Source organism: candidate division KSB1 bacterium, assembly GCA_034521575.1.
Taxonomy (GTDB): Bacteria; Zhuqueibacterota; Zhuqueibacteria; order Residuimicrobiales; family Krinioviventaceae; genus JAXHMJ01.
Genome location: JAXHMJ010000001.1, coordinates 191,891 through 209,907, shown reverse-complemented (window position 1 = coordinate 209,907; position 18,017 = coordinate 191,891). Strand labels below are relative to the sequence as shown.

The window sequence follows — 18,017 nt, the reverse complement described above, 5'->3', positions numbered from 1 at the left end:
CGGGTGTGGGGGGAATTTCTCTTCCCCACGCGTTAAAGCGCGTGGCTATGAAACAGACACCACCCTCTGGATTTAGTCCCTAGCAGCGCCATTCCCGTCCCGGTGGGACGGAATATCTATAGCCGTAAACAACACATAAAACCGGCGTCCCTTTGGGGACGCCATATGACGCCTGCCACTCGGAACAAAATCGAGCGTCACAGCAGAATATTGCAGCAGACACCTGTCCCCCAGGCATATGCGTACGGGTTCTGATATCAAAAATCGCAGAATTTCTTGCCTATCTCCCTCCTGCCCCGGACCTCGAACCAATCTCTGCACCTCACCAGCCCTGAAAGGGCGGCGTACAACAGCCCCGGGCAACGCCCGGAGTAAAACACAAACGCAAAACAGAGCCCTGAAGGGGCGACATCAACCGGCCGAACCTCACCCCTGGTTTTCGAAAATTAATATTGATTTTCCCCCATAAAACCGGAACGATACGCGGACAGGGCAGAGATTGAAAATAGAGGGGGTAGCGGAAGACAGGCAGCCGAACGGCCGGCCTGCGTTTTTCAGCAGGACGGTAAACCGGCAATTAAGGTTTGCAGACATTAAATATTTTCGGAGGGATGCAATGACGACCGGGGCAAACCGTTTCTACTGCCGGTTTAGTGAGGCGGTGCCCGCCCCTTGCATTGCAAAATTTCTATCGGCAACATCAACCGGGGCGGGCAGCCTGGCTGCAGCGAGGGGGAGGCTTCCCCCTATAAAAAATCAGATTCAGGCACGGCGTGATATATAATTGCAGGGCCGACTCTAACAGCCAAACGCAATGAATCCGTTTCAGTTTTTCTGTAACCCTAATACACCATGCACGTATATCTTATATTACCCCAATTCCCGGAGACCCGCATGAAAAAAATAATCTCTATTGCTGCCGGTTTCATCATTCTTTTGTTCATCGTTTACCTGTTTCTATTCGGACGTTTGTTCCCCTTTTCCCCTCTCAGCCTTGGATTCGAAAAAACCGAATTTGACCGCGCTGTCGTTTATCATGATAAAAATGACACGCTTGCTGAATTCAGCGACATTGACAGTCTGATTCAGATCGTGGAAACAACCCACCGGCTGTCGTTTCGCGACAAGGTGGACATTTTTCTGCCGGCAACAGACCGGCGCTACAGGCGCTATACCGGCACCGGCGCCCGATTTGTGGTGCAGCCGCTGTACGGCCGACTGTTTATTTCGGAACGCGCGCAACAGGACTATCGGGCAGACAAAATCCATTTTAATGTGTACATGAAACACGAGCTGTCCCATACCCTGCAAATCCATTTTATTGTCGCATATTTTCAGGGCGGCGAACGCGTGGCCACCGGCGCCCGGCGGTTCACCCGCGACAGGCAGCAACGCGTCATGCAAGGATATGAGCAAATTCTACAGCAGTATCCTGTCGATACCAGCCGCATTATCCTCGGCGGTCCGTCAGCCGGAGGATACCGGTCGATGGTTTTGTGCAAAAAAAAGTTTTCCAGAAAAGAAATCCTTGACTCTGGACCAAATTTGATTATTTTTATAGATATTCGTACGCTAAATCCAGAGTCGTACAGAGCGCTCTCTTGACCCCATCGGCTCTCGCCGCAACTCCTGAACCTTGCCTGCAAATTTGACCTTGATGCGGCAAAAATCTGTTGTAGGGGGATGTTTGAAAGGAGTATTGCATGAACAAGCTGCTCATTTCCCTGCTTTGCCTGCTCTTTATGGCACCTGCATTACATTCGGAGCCGATCACCCCGGAGCAGGCGCAAATGGCTGCCGCGAATTTTACGCACAAACGTCAGGAATCTACAGCGCGATTATCCAAACCTGTTTCCGCCACCCTGAAAAGTACAATCCATGATGCTGACAAACCGCTCGCCTTTATAGCTGAACTCGAGCCGACGGGATTCCTGATCCTGTCCGGTGACACGGACTTGCAACCGGTCATCGCCTATTCGTTCCGACATGCATGGAATGCAGACACGAGTTCGGATAACCCGCTGTATCATCTGGTCAAGCACGATCTGATGCTGCGCCGGCAGGCGGTCCCGCTCCTGGACGAAATATTCATCAAGCGCAATCATAATGCATGGCAGACGCTGCTAAATTCCCGTCTGTCAAAATCCGCAGCTGTTTTCCGGCAGTGGCCGGAACCGGGAAGCTCCTCCACCGGCGGCTGGCTGGAAAGCGTCTGGACACAACATTCACCCTATAATGACTTTTGTCCCCTGGATCCCGTCACCGGCAACCGCTGCGTAACCGGCTGCGTAGCCACAGCTTTGGCGCAGGTGGTGCATTATCATCGTTTCATCGGAGATTTGTCGTTTGATGCGGCCGATGCCTATACAACGGGAACCCGTAAAATCGAAATAGACAGCGACAGCTCAAGCTGCGATTTCCCGTCCTTTCCGCGCCTGAATGATTACCTGAACGACCTCAAATCCCGTTATTTCGATGGAGGCTCTCTAACCAACCGTGACAAGGCGGCATTAAATTTTGCCTGCGGAATAGCGGTAAAGATGAATTACACAAGCAGCAGCTCCGGGGCTCCGTCCAGCGCGCTGGAAACGGCATTGAAACACCATTTTTCGTATGAATCGGCCGATTATATCAGTGATTTGAGAGAAACCAACGCGGTCGACGATTTTTATTACCGTCTGCAGGAAAACATGATGAACGCGTTTCCCGCTCTGCTGGATATTGCCAAACTCAACATCAGCATGGCGCATGTCATTGCCTGTGACGGATACAATAGCGATAATTTTTATCACCTGAATTTCGGCTGGGGCAGCACATCTCCGGATGCCATACCGGACGCCTGGTACGCGCTGCCGCACGCCATGCCCGCGGGATACGGGATCATTACCGGTGCGGTTGTCAATATACACCCGGGATTATGGTACAGGGAACTATCCAGCAACACCCAATGGATTCAGATTCCGCCCTGTACTATCGGCGCTGAATCGGATATCCGGTCAGTCACTCTGCGCAACAACAGTGACTGGAACATGACGGTTCACTCTGCCGTCACATCGGCACCGTTTTCAGTCAGTGCATACACACACAGTTTCAGCGATTCGGTCGGGCCGTTCAGCCTTGGACCTGACGAAGAATTGACCCTGTACACGCGCTGTATCCCCGATTCTGTCGGCAAACTGGACCGGGCGCTTACCGTACACGCGTCCGGCGAAAATCAATATCTGAATGTCCACATGACCGGTTACGGAATTCCGGAAACAGGCACAGCTGTCAATCCGGGACCGGTATCCGGGACATGGGACAAGGCACGTTCGCCTTATTATGTGTGCGGGAATATTGCGATAGAACCGGGAGACATACTGCACATCCAGCCCGGTGTCGATATTATTTTCATGGGCCGCTTTGCTCTGACTGTCGGAGAACAGGCGCAGCTGCGTGCCTGCGGGTCCCGCAGCGATTCCATCCGGTTCGATGCCTACGATGCTCAGCAGGGCTGGTCCGGGATTGTGTTTGACCAAAGTGCAGGCAACGATTCGCTGTGCTTTTGCAGACTGACCCACGCTGTATACATTCAGGAGACGAACGATTACGGCGGCGCACTGTCCATATACAATTCTTCACCGGTGATCCTGAACTCATGTCTGCGCAAAAATCGGGGATTTTACGGCGGCGCCCTTTACGGTGATCAGGCCGGGCCGTTTTTACAAAACTGTGTCATTGATGAAAATCAGGCAGATGAATGCGGCGGCGCATTTTATCTGAAGAAACAACTCGTCTCCCATCATTTTAAATACCGTGATATGCAGAAACCAAGCCAATACAAACGGCGCGCTCCTGACCAGTTCGCGATCGGATGCCTGGTTTTATAACGTCACCGTAACAGATCACATTGACGGCCGATATCTGGGCGGTTTAATCCATCTTGCTGCCGACAATACCATCAAATTTGCAAACTCGATCCTCTGGACCCCTGAAGGTGATAATATTGATATTTTTATGGATGAGCACAACAGCATCGAGTTTGAATATTCAAATATCCGAACCACCTATCTGAATCAGCACTGGCCGGTTGTGGGATATCCGTATGAACAAAACAACATCATCTGGGGGCCCGGCAATGGTTCCAGCGCCCCATTGTTTACGCACGCTGATCCGTTTCAGTATATACTCCAGTCCGGTTCGCCCTGCATCGATGCGGGCAATCCGGGTCCCGCCTATAATGACGAGCAGGACCCTGAAAATCCCGGCAGCGCCCAGTGGCCGGCCAGGGGCGGATTGCGCAACGATATGGGAGCCTACGGCGGCTGCGATCTGCAAAGCGTGGTGCCTGTGGAACTCGCCCTGTTCACAGCAGAGTCCGCCGGCAGCCATGTACACTTGACATGGACCACCCTGTCAGAAACCAACAATTATGGTTTTAATATCCAGCGCAGAACGAGTGACACCCCGTTTCAAACCATTGCATTTGTCAAAGGTCAGGGAACAAGCACACAGCCGCATCACTACAGTTATCAGGATTCGAATCTTTCCCCGGGCATGTATGAGTACCGTTTAAAACAGATTGACGCGGACGGCTCATTCACTTTTTCACAAATCACACGGATTTCAATCAACACCCCGCAAAAATTCAGACTGGCACAAAATTACCCGAACCCATTCAACACCTCTACCCGGTTCACATACGATATCCCCTGTGCTGCTGAAACGCGTCTGTTTATTTACAATCTCCTCGGCGAACAGATCAGATGTCTGGTGAACGACAGCAGACAGCCGGGCACCTACCGCGTGAGCTGGGACGGCAGAGATGATGCCGGCACTTTGGTCAGCAGCGGCTGTTATTACTGTAGAATGCAGGCCGCCGCATTCACTGCGGCTGTAAAACTGGTTCTACTCAGATAAGCGGCCCGTCAATGCTGCAGCAGCCAGCGATAGATTCCGGCGCGTTCATCGGCTGTCATTAAATGACCGCGCCCTGAAAGAATCTTCATCACCGGCTGCCCTCCGGCGGATTCCAGCATATGCTGCATCTCATAGGCATTCGACACACTCACCGCGCCGTCGCTGTCGCCGTGCCAGATCATGACCGGCAAATCTTTAACAGCAGACAGCTGTTGCTCACTGACAGAATCAGACGGGCCGCCGGCGGCAATGACCACCGCCCGCCACTGTTCCGGCGAGCGGAGCATATGCATCCAGGCTCCGTACCCGCCCATGGAAAAGCCTGTCAAATACACGCTGTCCGCGCTGTTCCAGTTCGCTTGCATGTCATGCAGCGCCTCATAGATATCGCGGCCGGCTTCCCCGCGATAGCCGGCATTGCCGCGGCACCAGGGCTGCAGAATAAAGGCCTGAACATTATTTTCATTCATTTCTTCACTACCCCGTATGGCTCCGGGCACTGAGGTAAAAAAGGAAAGCGGATACGGATTCCCGGCGCCGTGCAGATCAACAATCACCGGATAACGGCGCTCCGGAGTCCAGTCGCGCGGCAACAGCAGCTTGTAAAACTGCAGACTGTTATCCGAGGCGGTAAAGGTGCAGAGCATGTGCTTGCTTCCGCTACGAATTTTATCCGCGGCATTCAATTCATTTTTCACCTCACGAAACAGATAATCGCTGTATGCCGCGCACAACAGCGCTTCGGATTCACCCTCGCGCAGGCGCGATTGCGCTTTTTGCCATTCCGCAGTCACCACATCATACACGGATTGAAAATGACGAGCTGTCAGAGAATCAGAGTCTCCCGAGAGGATTTGCTGCAGTTCCGCCAGCAAATCCTCAATGGTGACAGCCGGATAAGCCGGCACAAAGGTTTCCCGGTCCAGCGTGTATCCGTCAGATTCTGCCCTGATTTCAAAAGTTTGCCGACTGTAATACACATGCGGTTTCAAGGTCAACACATACCGCTGTACGCTGCCGGTATCCGGATCAATCGAAAAAAACCGGGGTTCCTCAAATCCCCGGCTCACAGTCAGGTCAAGAGGCTGAAACGTATAAGCGGCAATAAAAATCTGCATGCTGTCATCAGCGCTCCAGAGATTGGTCTTGCTGGGCAGTATGGAGACAAATTCTTCATCCGGTGTATCAAGACGCACGGTTTTGAACAATCCGGGTCGCAAATTCCCGCCGGCTCCGTCGCCCCAGTACAGCCGCAGCTGCTGCGACCCCTCGTCCATGTCGTTGACCTGAACGGCAAATCCCATTGTTTCAGCAATACCCGGTTTCATCTGGAAATCAGACCAGTTGAAATACAATGAATACCGGGTTTGCTGCATATCGTCATCTCGTACAATATGCATGTCCATGTCCTGGATGGCGCCGCGCCGGCGCGGATTTCCGTGATAATGCGCCCAGGCACGCGCTCCCTCGCGCGTAAGCGCAAACGTGATCGATGCATCATTGGGTCCCACAAACGCCGAACCGGGGTCGCGGCTGCCCGCGCCGCTGCCGTCCGCGTCAATCCCCAGCCTGAATCGCGTCGCCGTCCCAAATATCAGCGCCCTGCCGGATATTGACATGCCGGTCATCCCAAACGATGATGGAAACGATAAAACCGTGTAGATGCGCTGACATCCATCCCCGGGCGCGCGTCTCCTCTTCTGATGACTGCAATTCAAACAGCGGCGGCTGCTGCAGCAATTCCAGTTCATCGCCCGTCCACGGTATGAGCCGCCCCTCTGTTGATTCAGAGCACTTTTGTCTGAGATTGACCGGTTCCCCCCTCTCCTCTGCTGCATACCCATTGAAAAGCAACCCCGCCAGCAAAAAAGAGACGCTGACATAACGCATGATATCTCCTCAGCAATACACTATTCAGGAACTTTTGGATTTCTCAGCATTGAATCAAAAGATAGTGATTTCGAACCGAAATCAAAAGAGGTTCTTTCAGCTGTACAGTATATCCGGAACGCCGCTGTTTTAGAGATGCAGATTCTGATAGGCTATTCGTTCACGGCAGGCACGGATTTTATGCGGTAATAGGGCGAGGACGGATCCGTCCTGCAGCGTGACGGGAGTAAAACTCGCGCACCATCTCGCCGTTCCAAAATCCTGCCGCACCTGACCATTCTCCATTCCGTATCCCCTCCCGGCCCAACCCGTCCTTACAGGACGGGTTGGGTGTTGAAAATCATATTCTATAGATATTTTGTCCCTGACGGGACAAGCTCCAAAATGCCCGTGTAGACTCTTGCCAAAAGTAGAAAAAAGCGATAGCACCGGTTGTATCACGATACAGTTTTACATTCACATGATCCAACTTGCAAAACTAATAACTCAAACGCCGCTTCATCCGTGAAAATCCGGGTTCCATTGCCGTTCATAATGGGGACAATGTTTATCATTTACAGTACCATCACTTCCCTTGCGGCACAACGCCCGTCCCGGCGGGACGGCAACTCTATAGCCTCAAACAGCACACAAAACCGGCGTCCCTTTGGGGACGCAATATGACGCCTGCCACTCGGGACAAAATCGAGCGTCACAGCAAAACATATAAATTCGCAAATGCCGTCAACCCCGAATTCCGGTGCGTGCAAATCCGCGTCATCTGCGTACATCCATGGGTTATCCATCACGTCAAACAGATCGCACAGGGGTTCAAACCCTGTGCGTATTATTCACGGAGGTTCTACCTCCGGATTTTAATAAAAGTCGCGAATATCAGAGGGTAGAACCCCCTGCCATACAGCGTAACGGGGGTAGAACCCCCGCACGATCTCGGGACTTGCCTATCTCCCCCCTGCCCCGGACCTCAAACCCTGAACCTCGAACCAGTCTCTGCAGATCACCAGCCCTGAAAGGGCGGCGTACAACAGCCCCGGGCAACGCCCGAGGTGTAAACATCATCCAAAACAAAGCCCTGAAGGGGCGACATCAACCGGCCGAACCGCACACCCGGTTTTCACAAACAATAAGGGATCAATCCCCCGAGCGACCGGCCGGCCTGCGTTTTTCAGCCCGGTAAACCACCCATTCAAAATAGTTCTTGACCTTATCTGATAAATCCAGTATATTGACCTCATATATAGGTCATATAACCTTATATTGAGGTCATTAATTATGCTGGAACCCATACTGAGGTTCGCAAACCCGGGAAAAAGTATTGATCTATTTGGCGGCGCGAAAGCAGGGATACGCCAGAGAGATCTCTGAGTTTTACAATTCAAGCCTGAGTCCCATACAAATTCAACTCGACCGGCTCGAATCCGGAAACGTATTGGTCAGCCATTTATCAGGACGCACGCGTATCTATGCCTTTAATCCGCGCTATCCGTTTCGGGAAGAACTGGTTCAATTGCTCAACAAGGCCATCTCGTTTCTTCCTGAAGAAAAGCAAGAAAACCTGTTGTATAACCGGAAACGGCCGAGAAGAAAAAGCAAACCGTTATAAAACCGATCCAAAAGATGAGCCTGGGCGAACTGGCGGCTTTTATTTGTTCCTATATGAGACAGAATGGTATTTCCTGCGTACTGACAGGAGGCGCTTGCGTTACCATCTATTCTGACAATAAATATCAATCCTATGATCTCGATGAAATCCGCAGATGGTCTCAGGTGGAAAGGCAGCTGGCAAAATTTGAAAAGATCAAAGATAGTCTATAGATTGTTTATCGCTACGGGATAAGCTCCAAAATGCCCGTGCAGACTCTTGCCAAAAGCAGAAAAAAGCGATACCACCGGTTGTAACACGATATCGTTTTACATTCACATGATCCAACAGGCAAAACCAATAACTCAAACGCCGCTTCATCCGAGAAAATCCGCATTCCTTTGCGGTTCATAATGAGAATAATAATTATCATTTCCAGAACAATCAAAGCACAACCAGCACGATTTTCATAGATTGAATCTGTAATACAAATTCAATCCGCCACGGATTCTCTATGCCCCGTTGGCGGGTCAACCGGAGACAGAGGTCTCCACTCATCGCCCGCCCGCTATCCGGTGTATCCGGATATTCTGGAGGAATACGGCTATCACGTCGGGTTCACCGGCAAGGGATGGGCGCCCCGAAGCGTCGAGGACAGCGGACGCACCCGCAATCCCGCCGGCAACGCCTACAATGACATCCGTCAGCGGCCCTGGATGGAATTCGGGGTGACATATGAAATGTATGACATGGATCACGCCGCCAATTTCAAAGCGTTTTTACAAGATTTTGCATAGCTTCCAACAGCAGCGAATATCCAGAAACAGAAATCCCCTTGGTGTAAATAAATTTATCATTCAGGCAACAATCTTTTTAACAGCGGGCAATTTACTCAACACAATCTCGTCCAGGTCCAGTTTTCGGCTGGCATTATCAATATCAATCCCCACAATATTATGACGATCATCATAATCAATTACAACTCCTTCCGATATCTCTACACTTTCCACACTCGAATTTGACGATAGATCAATATACATCGAATCTGTATCGGAATAGTAATTAATTTTCATATTTAAATCCCCTATCCGGAAATGCATTATGAATCGTTCTTTTATCCTCAAGAGTAATAACTCTCAAGACCTTATCCAGTTCCTCAACGATGCCCCAAAATCTGTATCTATTATTGTCTTGTTTTTCTATTTTCAAAGGATTTTCAATAATCTATATACACCATTCTTTTCTAATAAAGGGACGTTTTCGTAATACCTCATTTTCAAAATATGGTGTGAATTTGTAATTTTTCATAGATAACTGGATTATTTATTGTTTGTCTTTCAATTTAGTGTTTTTATCTTATTTTGTAAAGCTTTATATTGCATTCCTCAGATATTTCCTTAAAGATGGTCTTGTCTGTAGCAAAAAAGTTTTGTTGCTCACAAGTTAATTCAGCCACATCCACAACCTCGCCTGATTATATATCAACATAATAAGAATATACATAATGGTAAATTCATATTATATCGTGTAAGGGGCACGAGTGGATCGTGCGGCATTTCAATCTCCGTCACTAATCTCGTCCCAAGCCTGCAGCTGAATCCAGGGATCAGTTTCTATGGTACCGCCCCTTCAGGGCTCGCACACCATGCCTTACAAATCCCCCGGGCGTTGCCCCGCCCGCGTTGGGGCTCGGACCTGGCCGCCAGTCCAGGATGACCCCATGATCACCGGCATCCCCCCACCCAAACCTCGGACCACAAGCCACAATCCGCCGCTCACCAGCCCTGAAAGGGCGGTGTACAACAGCCCCGGGCAGCGCCCGGGGTGTAAACATCATCGGAAACAGAGCCCTGAAGGGGCGATATCAATCAGCCGGACCGCACGCCCGGTTTTCAGCAACAATGGAGGCTCCATCCCTCGCACGGACGCAATGACAAGCGCACGGGGCAGGACCTGAAAAAAGAGGGGGTAGCGGAAGACAGGCAGCCGAGCGGCCGGCCTGCGTTTCTCAGCAGGACGGTAAACCGGCTGTCGAGGTTCGCATGGATTGGATATCCCGGAAGGGGTGCAATGACGGCTGGGCAAACCGTTTATGCTGCCGGTTTAGCGAGGCGGTGCCCGCCCCCGTGAGATCATGAGGGCCTCCTATTTAAAAAAATCGATAAGAATCCCCTGCCGCTTTTACCCGACTCACACATCAAATGCCTATCTCACGGGGCGGCAGCCTGGCTGTAGCGAGGGGGATGCTTCCCCCTTTAAAAGCGGATTCCGGTACGACACAATATATGATTGCACATATGAATCTCAGCCTGCGCCCGTTCTTTTAACCGGTGTTGAAATAAATCCAATTTACGGACTGTTTTGATAAGTATCTGACATTCCGACAATTTCTTGTTTTATTCACTATAAAAAGGGGATCATCATGCAGCGTTTGTGTGTTTTTATCAGCATCATCATCCTGCCGGCGCTGGTGAACAGCGCGGTTCCCGGCAGCATGATCGGGAATGTTCCGGACAACAATCAGCCGCCGGCCAATGCACAGGCGGCGTACTGCCTGCCCATGTCGGCTGTGAATATCATTGAATACTGGGACACGGTGCAAAAACGCGCCGGCGCCTACGGGGTGCTTGGCGGTCTGTCCGGGTATAAAGCAGCAGCGGATATTGCGTGGTTTTGCGCCACCAACGGCGGCGGCAGTTCCAGCCGCGACAATGCCTCACGGGGCCTGACCGGCACCCTGCGCCAGGATATTGAACCCGGACTGGCTGAATTCTTTCCCTGGGATACGGATCTCACCTACGGCTATACCAATTCGCAGGTGCTGCCGAATAAACTGGACACAGAATGGACGGTGGACATGGATTATACCGAAGGTTTTGACCATATAAAGGCAGAAATCGATGCCGGACGTCCGGTGATTCTGTGTTTTTCCAACTGGGACATTTCGCCGGGAGATACTCTGGCTGATGTGTCGCTGCCCGAGCCGGTTACCTGGTACACCTGGAATATCCCACCGGCCAACACGCCGCAGATCGAAGACGCGCCGTATGAATACTGGTATCTGGACGTGAGAGCAGAACCGGGGCATGCTGTCACCGGGATTGGTTACCTGGAGCAGTACGATCCGGACGCCGGGGCTCCTGCGCCGCTGGACGACTGGGTGATCGTGCGCGACAACTGGTCGGTGACCCCGCAGGCGGTGGCTGTGCCCTGGCGTTACTGGAACGCAACCGTGACTCTGGACCCGGGTGGCTACGGTCTGGACATGCCGTACTCGCAAAATCCGGTGGCTATTGACGGGGTTATTTATTCAGAAGAAATCGATGATTGTACCAGTTTGCAAATTCCAAACAGCCGCAGCATCAACTGCAAGGCGGTTGAACAGCAGGCACTGTATTTTTCTTTTACCTCCGCTCCGCCCGGCGCCACCACGGAACTGCATTTTTGTTTCGATAGGAACAACGATGACCCGTTTTCCCCGCAGAGCAGTGATTTGTGCATCCGGGTCAATTCCAACGGCAGCCAGAGCGCGCACATCGGCAGCAGCGGCAGCTGGACACCGCAAATCCCTGCAACCGGCTGGGATTGCTATATATCGACCAACCCGTTTTGGACCGTGGAATTGCTTGTTGATTACAGTACCCTGGGGGTGACCGCGGGACAGGACGATACCCTGGGATTTGCGGTTTGGGAATACAGTCAGGATGACCTGGGCTGGCCGTCTGCGTCTTCGCCGGATGTTCCGAGTTCCTGGGGAGATGTGTATTCATCGGACCAGTTTCTGCCGGTCAGTCTGACCGGATTCAGCGCCCGGGTTGAGGATCAGCAGGTGCATCTGCAGTGGCAGACCGCGTCGGAGGAGCGGAACCTGGGATTTGAAATCCAGCGTTCAGCATCCGGAACTGCTCCGATACCGGTCGCCTTTATCAACGGCGCCGGCACCACGACGCGTCCACAGATGTATACATACACAGACCGGCCTGCCGGGTACGGCGACTTTGAATACCGGTTATTTCAGATTGACACGGACGGAAAACGAACGTTTCTGGATTCGCTGACCGTTGCAGTCAGTTATCCCCGCAAGTTTATTCTATATCCAAACCGGCCAAATCCATTTAATTCGAGTACACAGTTTGAATTTGTGCTCGCACACCCGGCAGACGTACAAATCGATATTTACAGCGCACTGGGCAGAACGGTTTACAGCCGGGACAAGCGCCACTATGATGCCGGGCGGCATCGTCTGACCTGGCAGGGCCGTGACCGTGCGGGACATGCTGTGCCGTCCGGTGTTTATATCTGCCGAATCAGCAGCGGGAGCCGCCGGTTCAAGATGATGCTTGTTCGGTAGGTCAAGGTGCAAAAAAATGCCGCGGCACGCTGATGATGCGGCGGCATTTCTTCAACAGTCCCTGGTGCAGAATTTACAATTTAATCGGATACAAGCGCATTCAGCGATTGTTTCGGATTAATGAGGAACAGACGGCTGTCCTCGCTGGTCTCGACGCCCGCTTTAATGACATCAATCACCTCAGCCGGGGTCAAATCGGGATTGACAGCCAGTAGTTTTCCGACCAGATTGACCACATTCGGGGATGCCATAGACGTACCGGAGGCTTTCATGCGCGTACCGCCCGGCAGATAGCTGTCAACCTCGAACCCGTTGGCATGCAATGTGACCCGCTCGCCGAAACTGGTAAACGAGGTCTCTTCACCGGCCTGATCCACAGCGCCGGCCACCAGCAGATTCGGCAGATCAAACGAAGACGGGATGACCTGATCAAATTCGACGTCATTATCCGAATTGCCGGCCGCGGTGACAAACAGAATCTCCGGCGCGCTCTTGATGGCGTTGTACAATCCGTCTTTGTAAATCGTGAAAATCTCACGGGTTTTTTCGCGCCGCTCTTCCGCGTCTTTGCCGATGCCGTTGGCCTCCAGCATGCCTTCGATTTCCGAGAACGTCCAGCCCCAGCTCATGTTCACGGTGCGCACCCCGTGCTCCTGGAAATAACGGACGGTGTTCATATAGTTTTCACACGCGCGCGTTGCCTGTTCCACCGAAGGCGGAGCCGGTATGGAACGATAATCAAAGGTAATGCGCGCGCCGAGGATACGTGCATACGGATTACCGTCCGCGGCAATGCCCGATACATGCGTGCCGTGCATGTACAGGGCAAACATCATCAAATCCTCCAAAAACGGTTTCACTTGTTCCGAAGGCATTGAGCCCAGGCGTTTGCGCAGCACCTGAGCTTCTTCGCTGTTCACCGCGGCCTGGAGATCTTGCAGACCCTTTGTCTGCGCGATCATATCAGAGGTTCGCTCCGCCTGTTCGGGCGGCAGCGGATACAGCAGATCGGGAGAATAGTATTCCTCAAGATCAAACGCAATACCGTGAATATCATCGACATAACCGTTGCCGTCATGATCCGCGCCGTCCGGCTGTTCGTCTGCATTAACCCACATCTGATCGCCGAATACATCGGCATCCACACCGGAATCCCAGATACCGATCAGAACCGGGCTGTATCCTTCAGTGCCGTCAAAAACGACATTGCGGTCCGGCCAGATATTCTGTTTTTCCACTTTATTGTTCTGGATATAGGCATCATAGGTCTCGATGATCTCTGAACGCAAATGATACATCAGGGTCAGGGCGCTGCGAATATTCAGCAGACTCTTGGCCGCCTCCCCGCTGATAGAGTTTGTTTTTTCAAAGGCCGGGTCCATTTGAGATTGAACAACACCAATGTAAACATTCGGGCTCATCATTTCAAACGCGCCCTTGGTCGATTCCACCTGGTCCTGCACCACATCCCAGGGCAGAGAATCCACGACGGCCTTGAATTTGGCACGAAACGCGTCGCGGATTTGGTCCGGTTCATAGCTGTTTTTTTCCTGCCAGGTTTGGGCGAGAATGCGGGCATTCAGACCGCTCATCAATTTGGACGCCGGCTTTTCCTCCAGTTCCCGCCGTTTTTCCACCCATTTGAGCACCCGTTCCGCATCCTGTTCCAGCAGCGCGACGGTGATCAGAGCCCCGTAAATATCCTTTAATGTTGTTTTATCATTAATCTCGTAATCCTGCAGAACCCCTTTGAGATCCGCTTCCACTTGATCGACAAACGCGTCAAAACCGCTTTTCTGCTGAATAAAGTCTGACGGTTTGGCCGGAATCTCGTAATTAAAAACCGGCATATCCTCCAGTTTCTCGATCTTTTGTTTTTGGCCCCATACGCATACGGGAACCAGAAACAGGAAAAGAACCCAAAAATAGCGTCTTGTTCTCATTGTTTTCCTCCTGTTCATACACATTTCAAGCGCCCCTTGTTGTTTACAACCACCTGAATATACGAAAAACCGGCAATAATACAACAAAAAGTTCTACAACGCCGGTTTAGCGAGGGGGAGACCTCCCCCTATAACCGGGTATACGAAGGCAATCGGCTAATCTGCTCAGCTTTTTGAGGGTTCATGGGCTTGGTGATTTCCGATCATTTTTAACGTGAACGTACAGAATTCAGTAATCATCCAGAGTGCGTTATTTAAAAAACGACACAATCTTCAGGACAATCAGTCAGACTTGTAATCCCGGTTTCCGCGCGACGCCGCTTCGTCGTCATCCACGCCTTCCTGCCATCCCGAGCGTACCTGCTCCCGCTGATCAAAGCGTTTGATATACGGCTTGATATCCAGCAGCGGCGTGCCGTCAAGGATATCCACGCCCTGTATATGCAGCACATTATCCTCAATTTGCAGCAGCTGCACCAGGCTCATTCCCAATTTATTGGGGCGATGCGGCGCCCGCGTGGCAAATATACCCACAAGTTTATCCATCAGATAGGGTGTGAGCTGCAATGCTGTCTTTGCCGAACGATGAAACCAGTAAAACAGATAGATATGCGAAAATCCGTCCAGATGCAAGAGTCCGTCTGCATAGTGCGGATCAAGATGCACACTTGCTCTGATATTCCCGCAAAATACCGGCTGGATGGGAACCTGGGCCGGCTCGGTATGCGGTGAATGGATGATACCGATGGGTTCAAACAGAATTGGATCGGACATGATAACCCTGATATTTTAGATAAAAAAAGCTTGAATTTTTTCAGATCAGCGCCTTTCAGCGTGATCGGTTTATCCTGACACCGGCGTAAAACACAATAATTTCAGCAGGTCTATCACCCTCGTTGATACCATAATGCGGGGTATCCACCACCTCGATAATGGACTGGCCTGCCATGAGATGATGTCTTTTTCACCACAGTCAGCTGACCTTTCAGCAGCGCCCCGGCATTGATGACCGGATGCGCGTGCAGGGGCAGTTTAGTACGAGGCGGAATGGCAGTTCGGAGGATCGTCACCTCGGCTGCGCCTAATTCATACTCGGGCAAGGGCTGGCCGTCCCAACGTTGGGTAGATTGCGCCAGGACCTCGACTGTGACGCTGTCGGAATCACCTGCTGCTGCCAGCAGGATAACGATCGTTTTGTTCATCTGGGTTCCTTTTGTAAAGGTAAGATCCAGGTATCTGAAAACGGTTACCGTTTACAGATCTCCGCCCTGCGGCCGCAGCACCACTTCTTCGATCATGGCGTCTCTGGGCGTTTGATAGATATCCACCACCGCCCGTGCAACCGTTTCCGGTTGCATCATGGCATCAAAATTGACCGGCGCATCACCCCATAGCGGGGTTGCTGTGGCGCCCGGCATTAATGACGTCACCCGGATGCCGTATTGTCGCGCTTCCATGCGCAATACATCGGTAAATCCCTGCATGGCATATTTTGAGGCGCAATAGCCGCCGCTCCCCGGGAACGGTTGGCGTCCGGCCACGGAAACGATATTGATAATGTGTCCTTGTCCGCGGGCAACCATGCCCGGCAGAACCGCCTTGCTGCACAAAAATGCGCCTTTGGCGTTAACCTGCATCATATCATCCCAATGCTCTTCACTCAGTGCGGCAATGTCCTGAAAATGCGCCACACCGGCATTATTCACCAAAAGATCGATCCCGCCCAGCTGTTGGATACGCTGCGCATCAATGCCTCAACATCGCGGCTGCCGGCGGAATTGCACACGATGGGTTTGACCCGGTTATCGTCCGTTGTAATCGACTCTGCAGCCTGTTCAAGGCGTGTTTTTTCGCGTGCGGACAAAACCACACGCACATCATGTTCGACCAATGCCCCGGCAATCGCCCTGCCGATACCGCTGGACCCGCCGGTGACCCAGGCTGTTATCATACGGATCTCCCGTTCTGTATCAGGCTTAAAAATTCCATACGCGTCGCCCGTTCGCTGCGAAAGGTACCCAGCATAGCGCTGGACGTGACAACACTGTTTTGCTTTTCAACACCGCGCATGCGCATACACAAATGCGTTCCTTCCATGATCACGCCCACACCATACGGTGTCAGAATCTCCTGCAGCGTTTTCGCAATTTGATTGGTCAGACGTTCCTGGAGCCTGCAGACGTCTGGAAAACATATCAACAATACGCGGCATTTTGCTGAGACCGATGACTTTGCCTTTGGGCAAATAGGCAATATGGCATTTGCCGTAAAACGGAAGCATGTGGTGTTCGCACATGCTATAAAATTCGATATCGCGCGCCACAATCATTTCTTCAACATCTTCATGAAAAAGCGCGTCATTGACAATTTTTTTCAGATCCGCATCATACCCCTGGGTCAAATACTCGTAGGCTTTGGCCACGCGCTTTGGTGTTTTCAGTAAACCTTCCCGCCCGGGGTCTTCACCAATCTCCTTTAAAATTTCCGTAACCGACTGTTCCAGTTTTTTGCTCATTCCTGTTCTCCTCTGTAGACCACAATATTCCGGGGCGTTTCATACAATTTGATCTCGTACAGGTCTGCGCCGGGAAATTTTCCTATCAGCTGATTCCAGAACGCGACAGCCATATTTTCCGCGGTCGGCACAACATTACGCATAAAGGGAACATCAAAATTCAAATGTTTATGATCAACTTTGGAAATGACATGTTCATGGACAATGTCCTTGAGCTCCTTTAAATCCATGACCATACCGGTCACCGGATCCGGTGACCCGACCACCGTTATTTCCAAATCATAATTATGTCCATGTCCCATCGGGTTGTTGCAGACCCCATAAGTCTCTTGATTTTCCGAGTCGCTCAGTTGTTCCGAATGCAGCCGGTGCGCGGCATTAAAATGCATCTGTTTTGTCAGGTAAACTTTCATATTCTTTTTTTACCCTCTTTAAACCATAAAATAGAAATTTTATTCCCCGGAACAGGGCCATGAGAGACAATCAGGAGCGGGCTGCTGTCAGTCGAGCCAGTAAAGCATACGACCGCAATTTTCGCAGGTAAAAATTTCAGAGCGTTCTCTTCCCTGTTTTCCCTTTGACGTCGGCTGGCGTAAAAAACAACCCAGACAGATATCGTTTTTGACAGGCACGATCGCACGTTTTAATTTTCCGCGCAGGCGTTCATACCGGTAAAGGCTGGGTTTGCTGATTTTTTCAGCGGTTTCTTCTCTCGCCTGTTTGAGTTCGTCACATCCGGTTATAGAAAAACCGAGCTTTTCAACGTCCTCTGCTTCCTCTATCATCAAATCCAGGTCCTGTAAATAGACCAGTTTTTCCAGATCCTTATTCATCATA

General features: G+C 51.4%; 17 protein-coding genes and 3 pseudogenes. 7 read left to right on the top strand and 13 right to left on the bottom strand.

The window, feature by feature from the left end:
* The first annotated feature begins 894 nt into the window (after positions 1 to 894).
* The 3 genes from U5R06_00950 to U5R06_00940 all read left to right on the top strand — a co-directional run bounded on the left by U5R06_00950 (position 895) and on the right by U5R06_00940 (position 4,899).
* A complete protein-coding gene (locus U5R06_00950; protein MDZ7721408.1) occupies positions 895 to 1,605 on the top strand; it encodes a hypothetical protein in 711 nt (236 codons plus the stop codon).
* Positions 1,606 to 1,703: 98 nt separating this feature from the next.
* On the top strand, positions 1,704 to 3,869 hold the full coding sequence (locus U5R06_00945; protein MDZ7721407.1) for a C10 family peptidase: 2,166 nt from the start codon (positions 1,704 to 1,706) through the stop codon (positions 3,867 to 3,869).
* Positions 3,796 to 4,899, top strand: coding sequence for a FlgD immunoglobulin-like domain containing protein (locus tag U5R06_00940; protein ID MDZ7721406.1), 1,104 nt, complete (start codon positions 3,796 to 3,798; stop codon positions 4,897 to 4,899). The genes U5R06_00945 and U5R06_00940 overlap by 74 nt, the downstream gene beginning before the upstream one ends.
* An 8-nt stretch (positions 4,900 to 4,907) precedes the next feature.
* Here the strand turns inward: U5R06_00940 and U5R06_00935 are convergent, their stop codons facing one another.
* The 4 genes from U5R06_00935 to U5R06_00920 all read right to left on the bottom strand — a co-directional run bounded on the left by U5R06_00935 (position 4,908) and on the right by U5R06_00920 (position 7,559).
* Positions 4,908 to 6,518 carry a dienelactone hydrolase family protein gene (locus U5R06_00935; GenBank protein ID MDZ7721405.1) on the bottom strand — a complete coding sequence of 537 codons (1,611 nt, stop codon included), beginning with the start codon at positions 6,516 to 6,518 and terminating at the stop codon, positions 4,908 to 4,910.
* A complete protein-coding gene (locus tag U5R06_00930; GenBank protein MDZ7721404.1) occupies positions 6,457 to 6,789 on the bottom strand; it encodes a hypothetical protein in 333 nt (110 codons plus the stop codon). The genes U5R06_00935 and U5R06_00930 overlap by 62 nt, the downstream gene beginning before the upstream one ends.
* A gap of 129 nt (positions 6,790 to 6,918) precedes the next feature.
* Positions 6,919 to 7,074 carry a hypothetical protein gene (locus U5R06_00925; GenBank protein MDZ7721403.1) on the bottom strand — a complete coding sequence of 52 codons (156 nt, stop codon included), beginning with the start codon at positions 7,072 to 7,074 and terminating at the stop codon, positions 6,919 to 6,921.
* Between the two features lie 269 nt (positions 7,075 to 7,343).
* A complete protein-coding gene (locus tag U5R06_00920) occupies positions 7,344 to 7,559 on the bottom strand; it encodes a hypothetical protein (protein ID MDZ7721402.1) in 216 nt (71 codons plus the stop codon).
* A gap of 545 nt (positions 7,560 to 8,104) precedes the next feature.
* Between U5R06_00920 and U5R06_00915 the strand changes: the two genes are divergently transcribed.
* The 3 genes from U5R06_00915 (at position 8,105) to U5R06_00905 (ending at position 9,168) form a co-directional block, all read left to right on the top strand.
* Positions 8,105 to 8,392, top strand: coding sequence for an ArsR family transcriptional regulator (locus U5R06_00915; protein MDZ7721401.1), 288 nt, complete (start codon positions 8,105 to 8,107; stop codon positions 8,390 to 8,392).
* 14 nt (positions 8,393 to 8,406) lie between these two features.
* Entirely contained in the window at positions 8,407 to 8,604 is a 198-nt protein-coding gene (locus U5R06_00910) for a hypothetical protein (protein MDZ7721400.1), read from the top strand.
* 342 nt (positions 8,605 to 8,946) lie between these two features.
* Positions 8,947 to 9,168, top strand: coding sequence for a hypothetical protein (locus U5R06_00905; GenBank protein ID MDZ7721399.1), 222 nt, complete (start codon positions 8,947 to 8,949; stop codon positions 9,166 to 9,168).
* A gap of 60 nt (positions 9,169 to 9,228) precedes the next feature.
* On the opposite strand, the gene U5R06_00900 is transcribed toward U5R06_00905, so the two are convergent.
* The gene (locus U5R06_00900) at positions 9,229 to 9,444 is read right to left on the bottom strand and encodes a DUF2283 domain-containing protein (GenBank protein MDZ7721398.1); all 216 of its coding nucleotides are present in this window, start codon (positions 9,442 to 9,444) and stop codon (positions 9,229 to 9,231) included.
* Positions 9,434 to 9,679, bottom strand: a pseudogene (locus U5R06_00895) (hypothetical protein). Before U5R06_00895 ends, U5R06_00900 begins: the two are co-directional and overlap by 11 nt.
* A gap of 1,114 nt (positions 9,680 to 10,793) precedes the next feature.
* On the opposite strand from U5R06_00895, the gene U5R06_00890 reads away from it, so the two are divergent.
* Entirely contained in the window at positions 10,794 to 12,722 is a 1,929-nt protein-coding gene (locus U5R06_00890) for a FlgD immunoglobulin-like domain containing protein (GenBank protein ID MDZ7721397.1), read from the top strand.
* 80 nt (positions 12,723 to 12,802) lie between these two features.
* On the opposite strand, the gene U5R06_00885 is transcribed toward U5R06_00890, so the two are convergent.
* From U5R06_00885 to U5R06_00855, 7 genes and pseudogenes are all read right to left on the bottom strand, one after another.
* Positions 12,803 to 14,665 carry a S8 family serine peptidase gene (locus U5R06_00885; protein ID MDZ7721396.1) on the bottom strand — a complete coding sequence of 621 codons (1,863 nt, stop codon included), beginning with the start codon at positions 14,663 to 14,665 and terminating at the stop codon, positions 12,803 to 12,805.
* 282 nt (positions 14,666 to 14,947) lie between these two features.
* A complete protein-coding gene (tsaA, locus tag U5R06_00880) occupies positions 14,948 to 15,439 on the bottom strand; it encodes a tRNA (N6-threonylcarbamoyladenosine(37)-N6)-methyltransferase TrmO (protein ID MDZ7721395.1) in 492 nt (163 codons plus the stop codon).
* 113 nt (positions 15,440 to 15,552) lie between these two features.
* Positions 15,553 to 15,867, bottom strand: coding sequence for a hypothetical protein (locus tag U5R06_00875; GenBank protein MDZ7721394.1), 315 nt, complete (start codon positions 15,865 to 15,867; stop codon positions 15,553 to 15,555).
* A 51-nt stretch (positions 15,868 to 15,918) separates the two neighbouring features.
* Positions 15,919 to 16,616: pseudogene (locus U5R06_00870) on the bottom strand (SDR family NAD(P)-dependent oxidoreductase).
* Positions 16,613 to 17,168 (bottom strand): annotated as a pseudogene (gene folE / locus U5R06_00865) (GTP cyclohydrolase I FolE). Before folE ends, U5R06_00870 begins: the two co-directional pseudogenes overlap by 4 nt.
* Positions 17,169 to 17,176: 8 nt before the next feature.
* Positions 17,177 to 17,593 carry a 6-carboxytetrahydropterin synthase gene (locus tag U5R06_00860; protein ID MDZ7721393.1) on the bottom strand — a complete coding sequence of 139 codons (417 nt, stop codon included), beginning with the start codon at positions 17,591 to 17,593 and terminating at the stop codon, positions 17,177 to 17,179.
* A gap of 87 nt (positions 17,594 to 17,680) precedes the next feature.
* A complete protein-coding gene (locus U5R06_00855; protein MDZ7721392.1) occupies positions 17,681 to 18,016 on the bottom strand; it encodes a hypothetical protein in 336 nt (111 codons plus the stop codon).
* Position 18,017 lies beyond the last annotated feature (1 nt).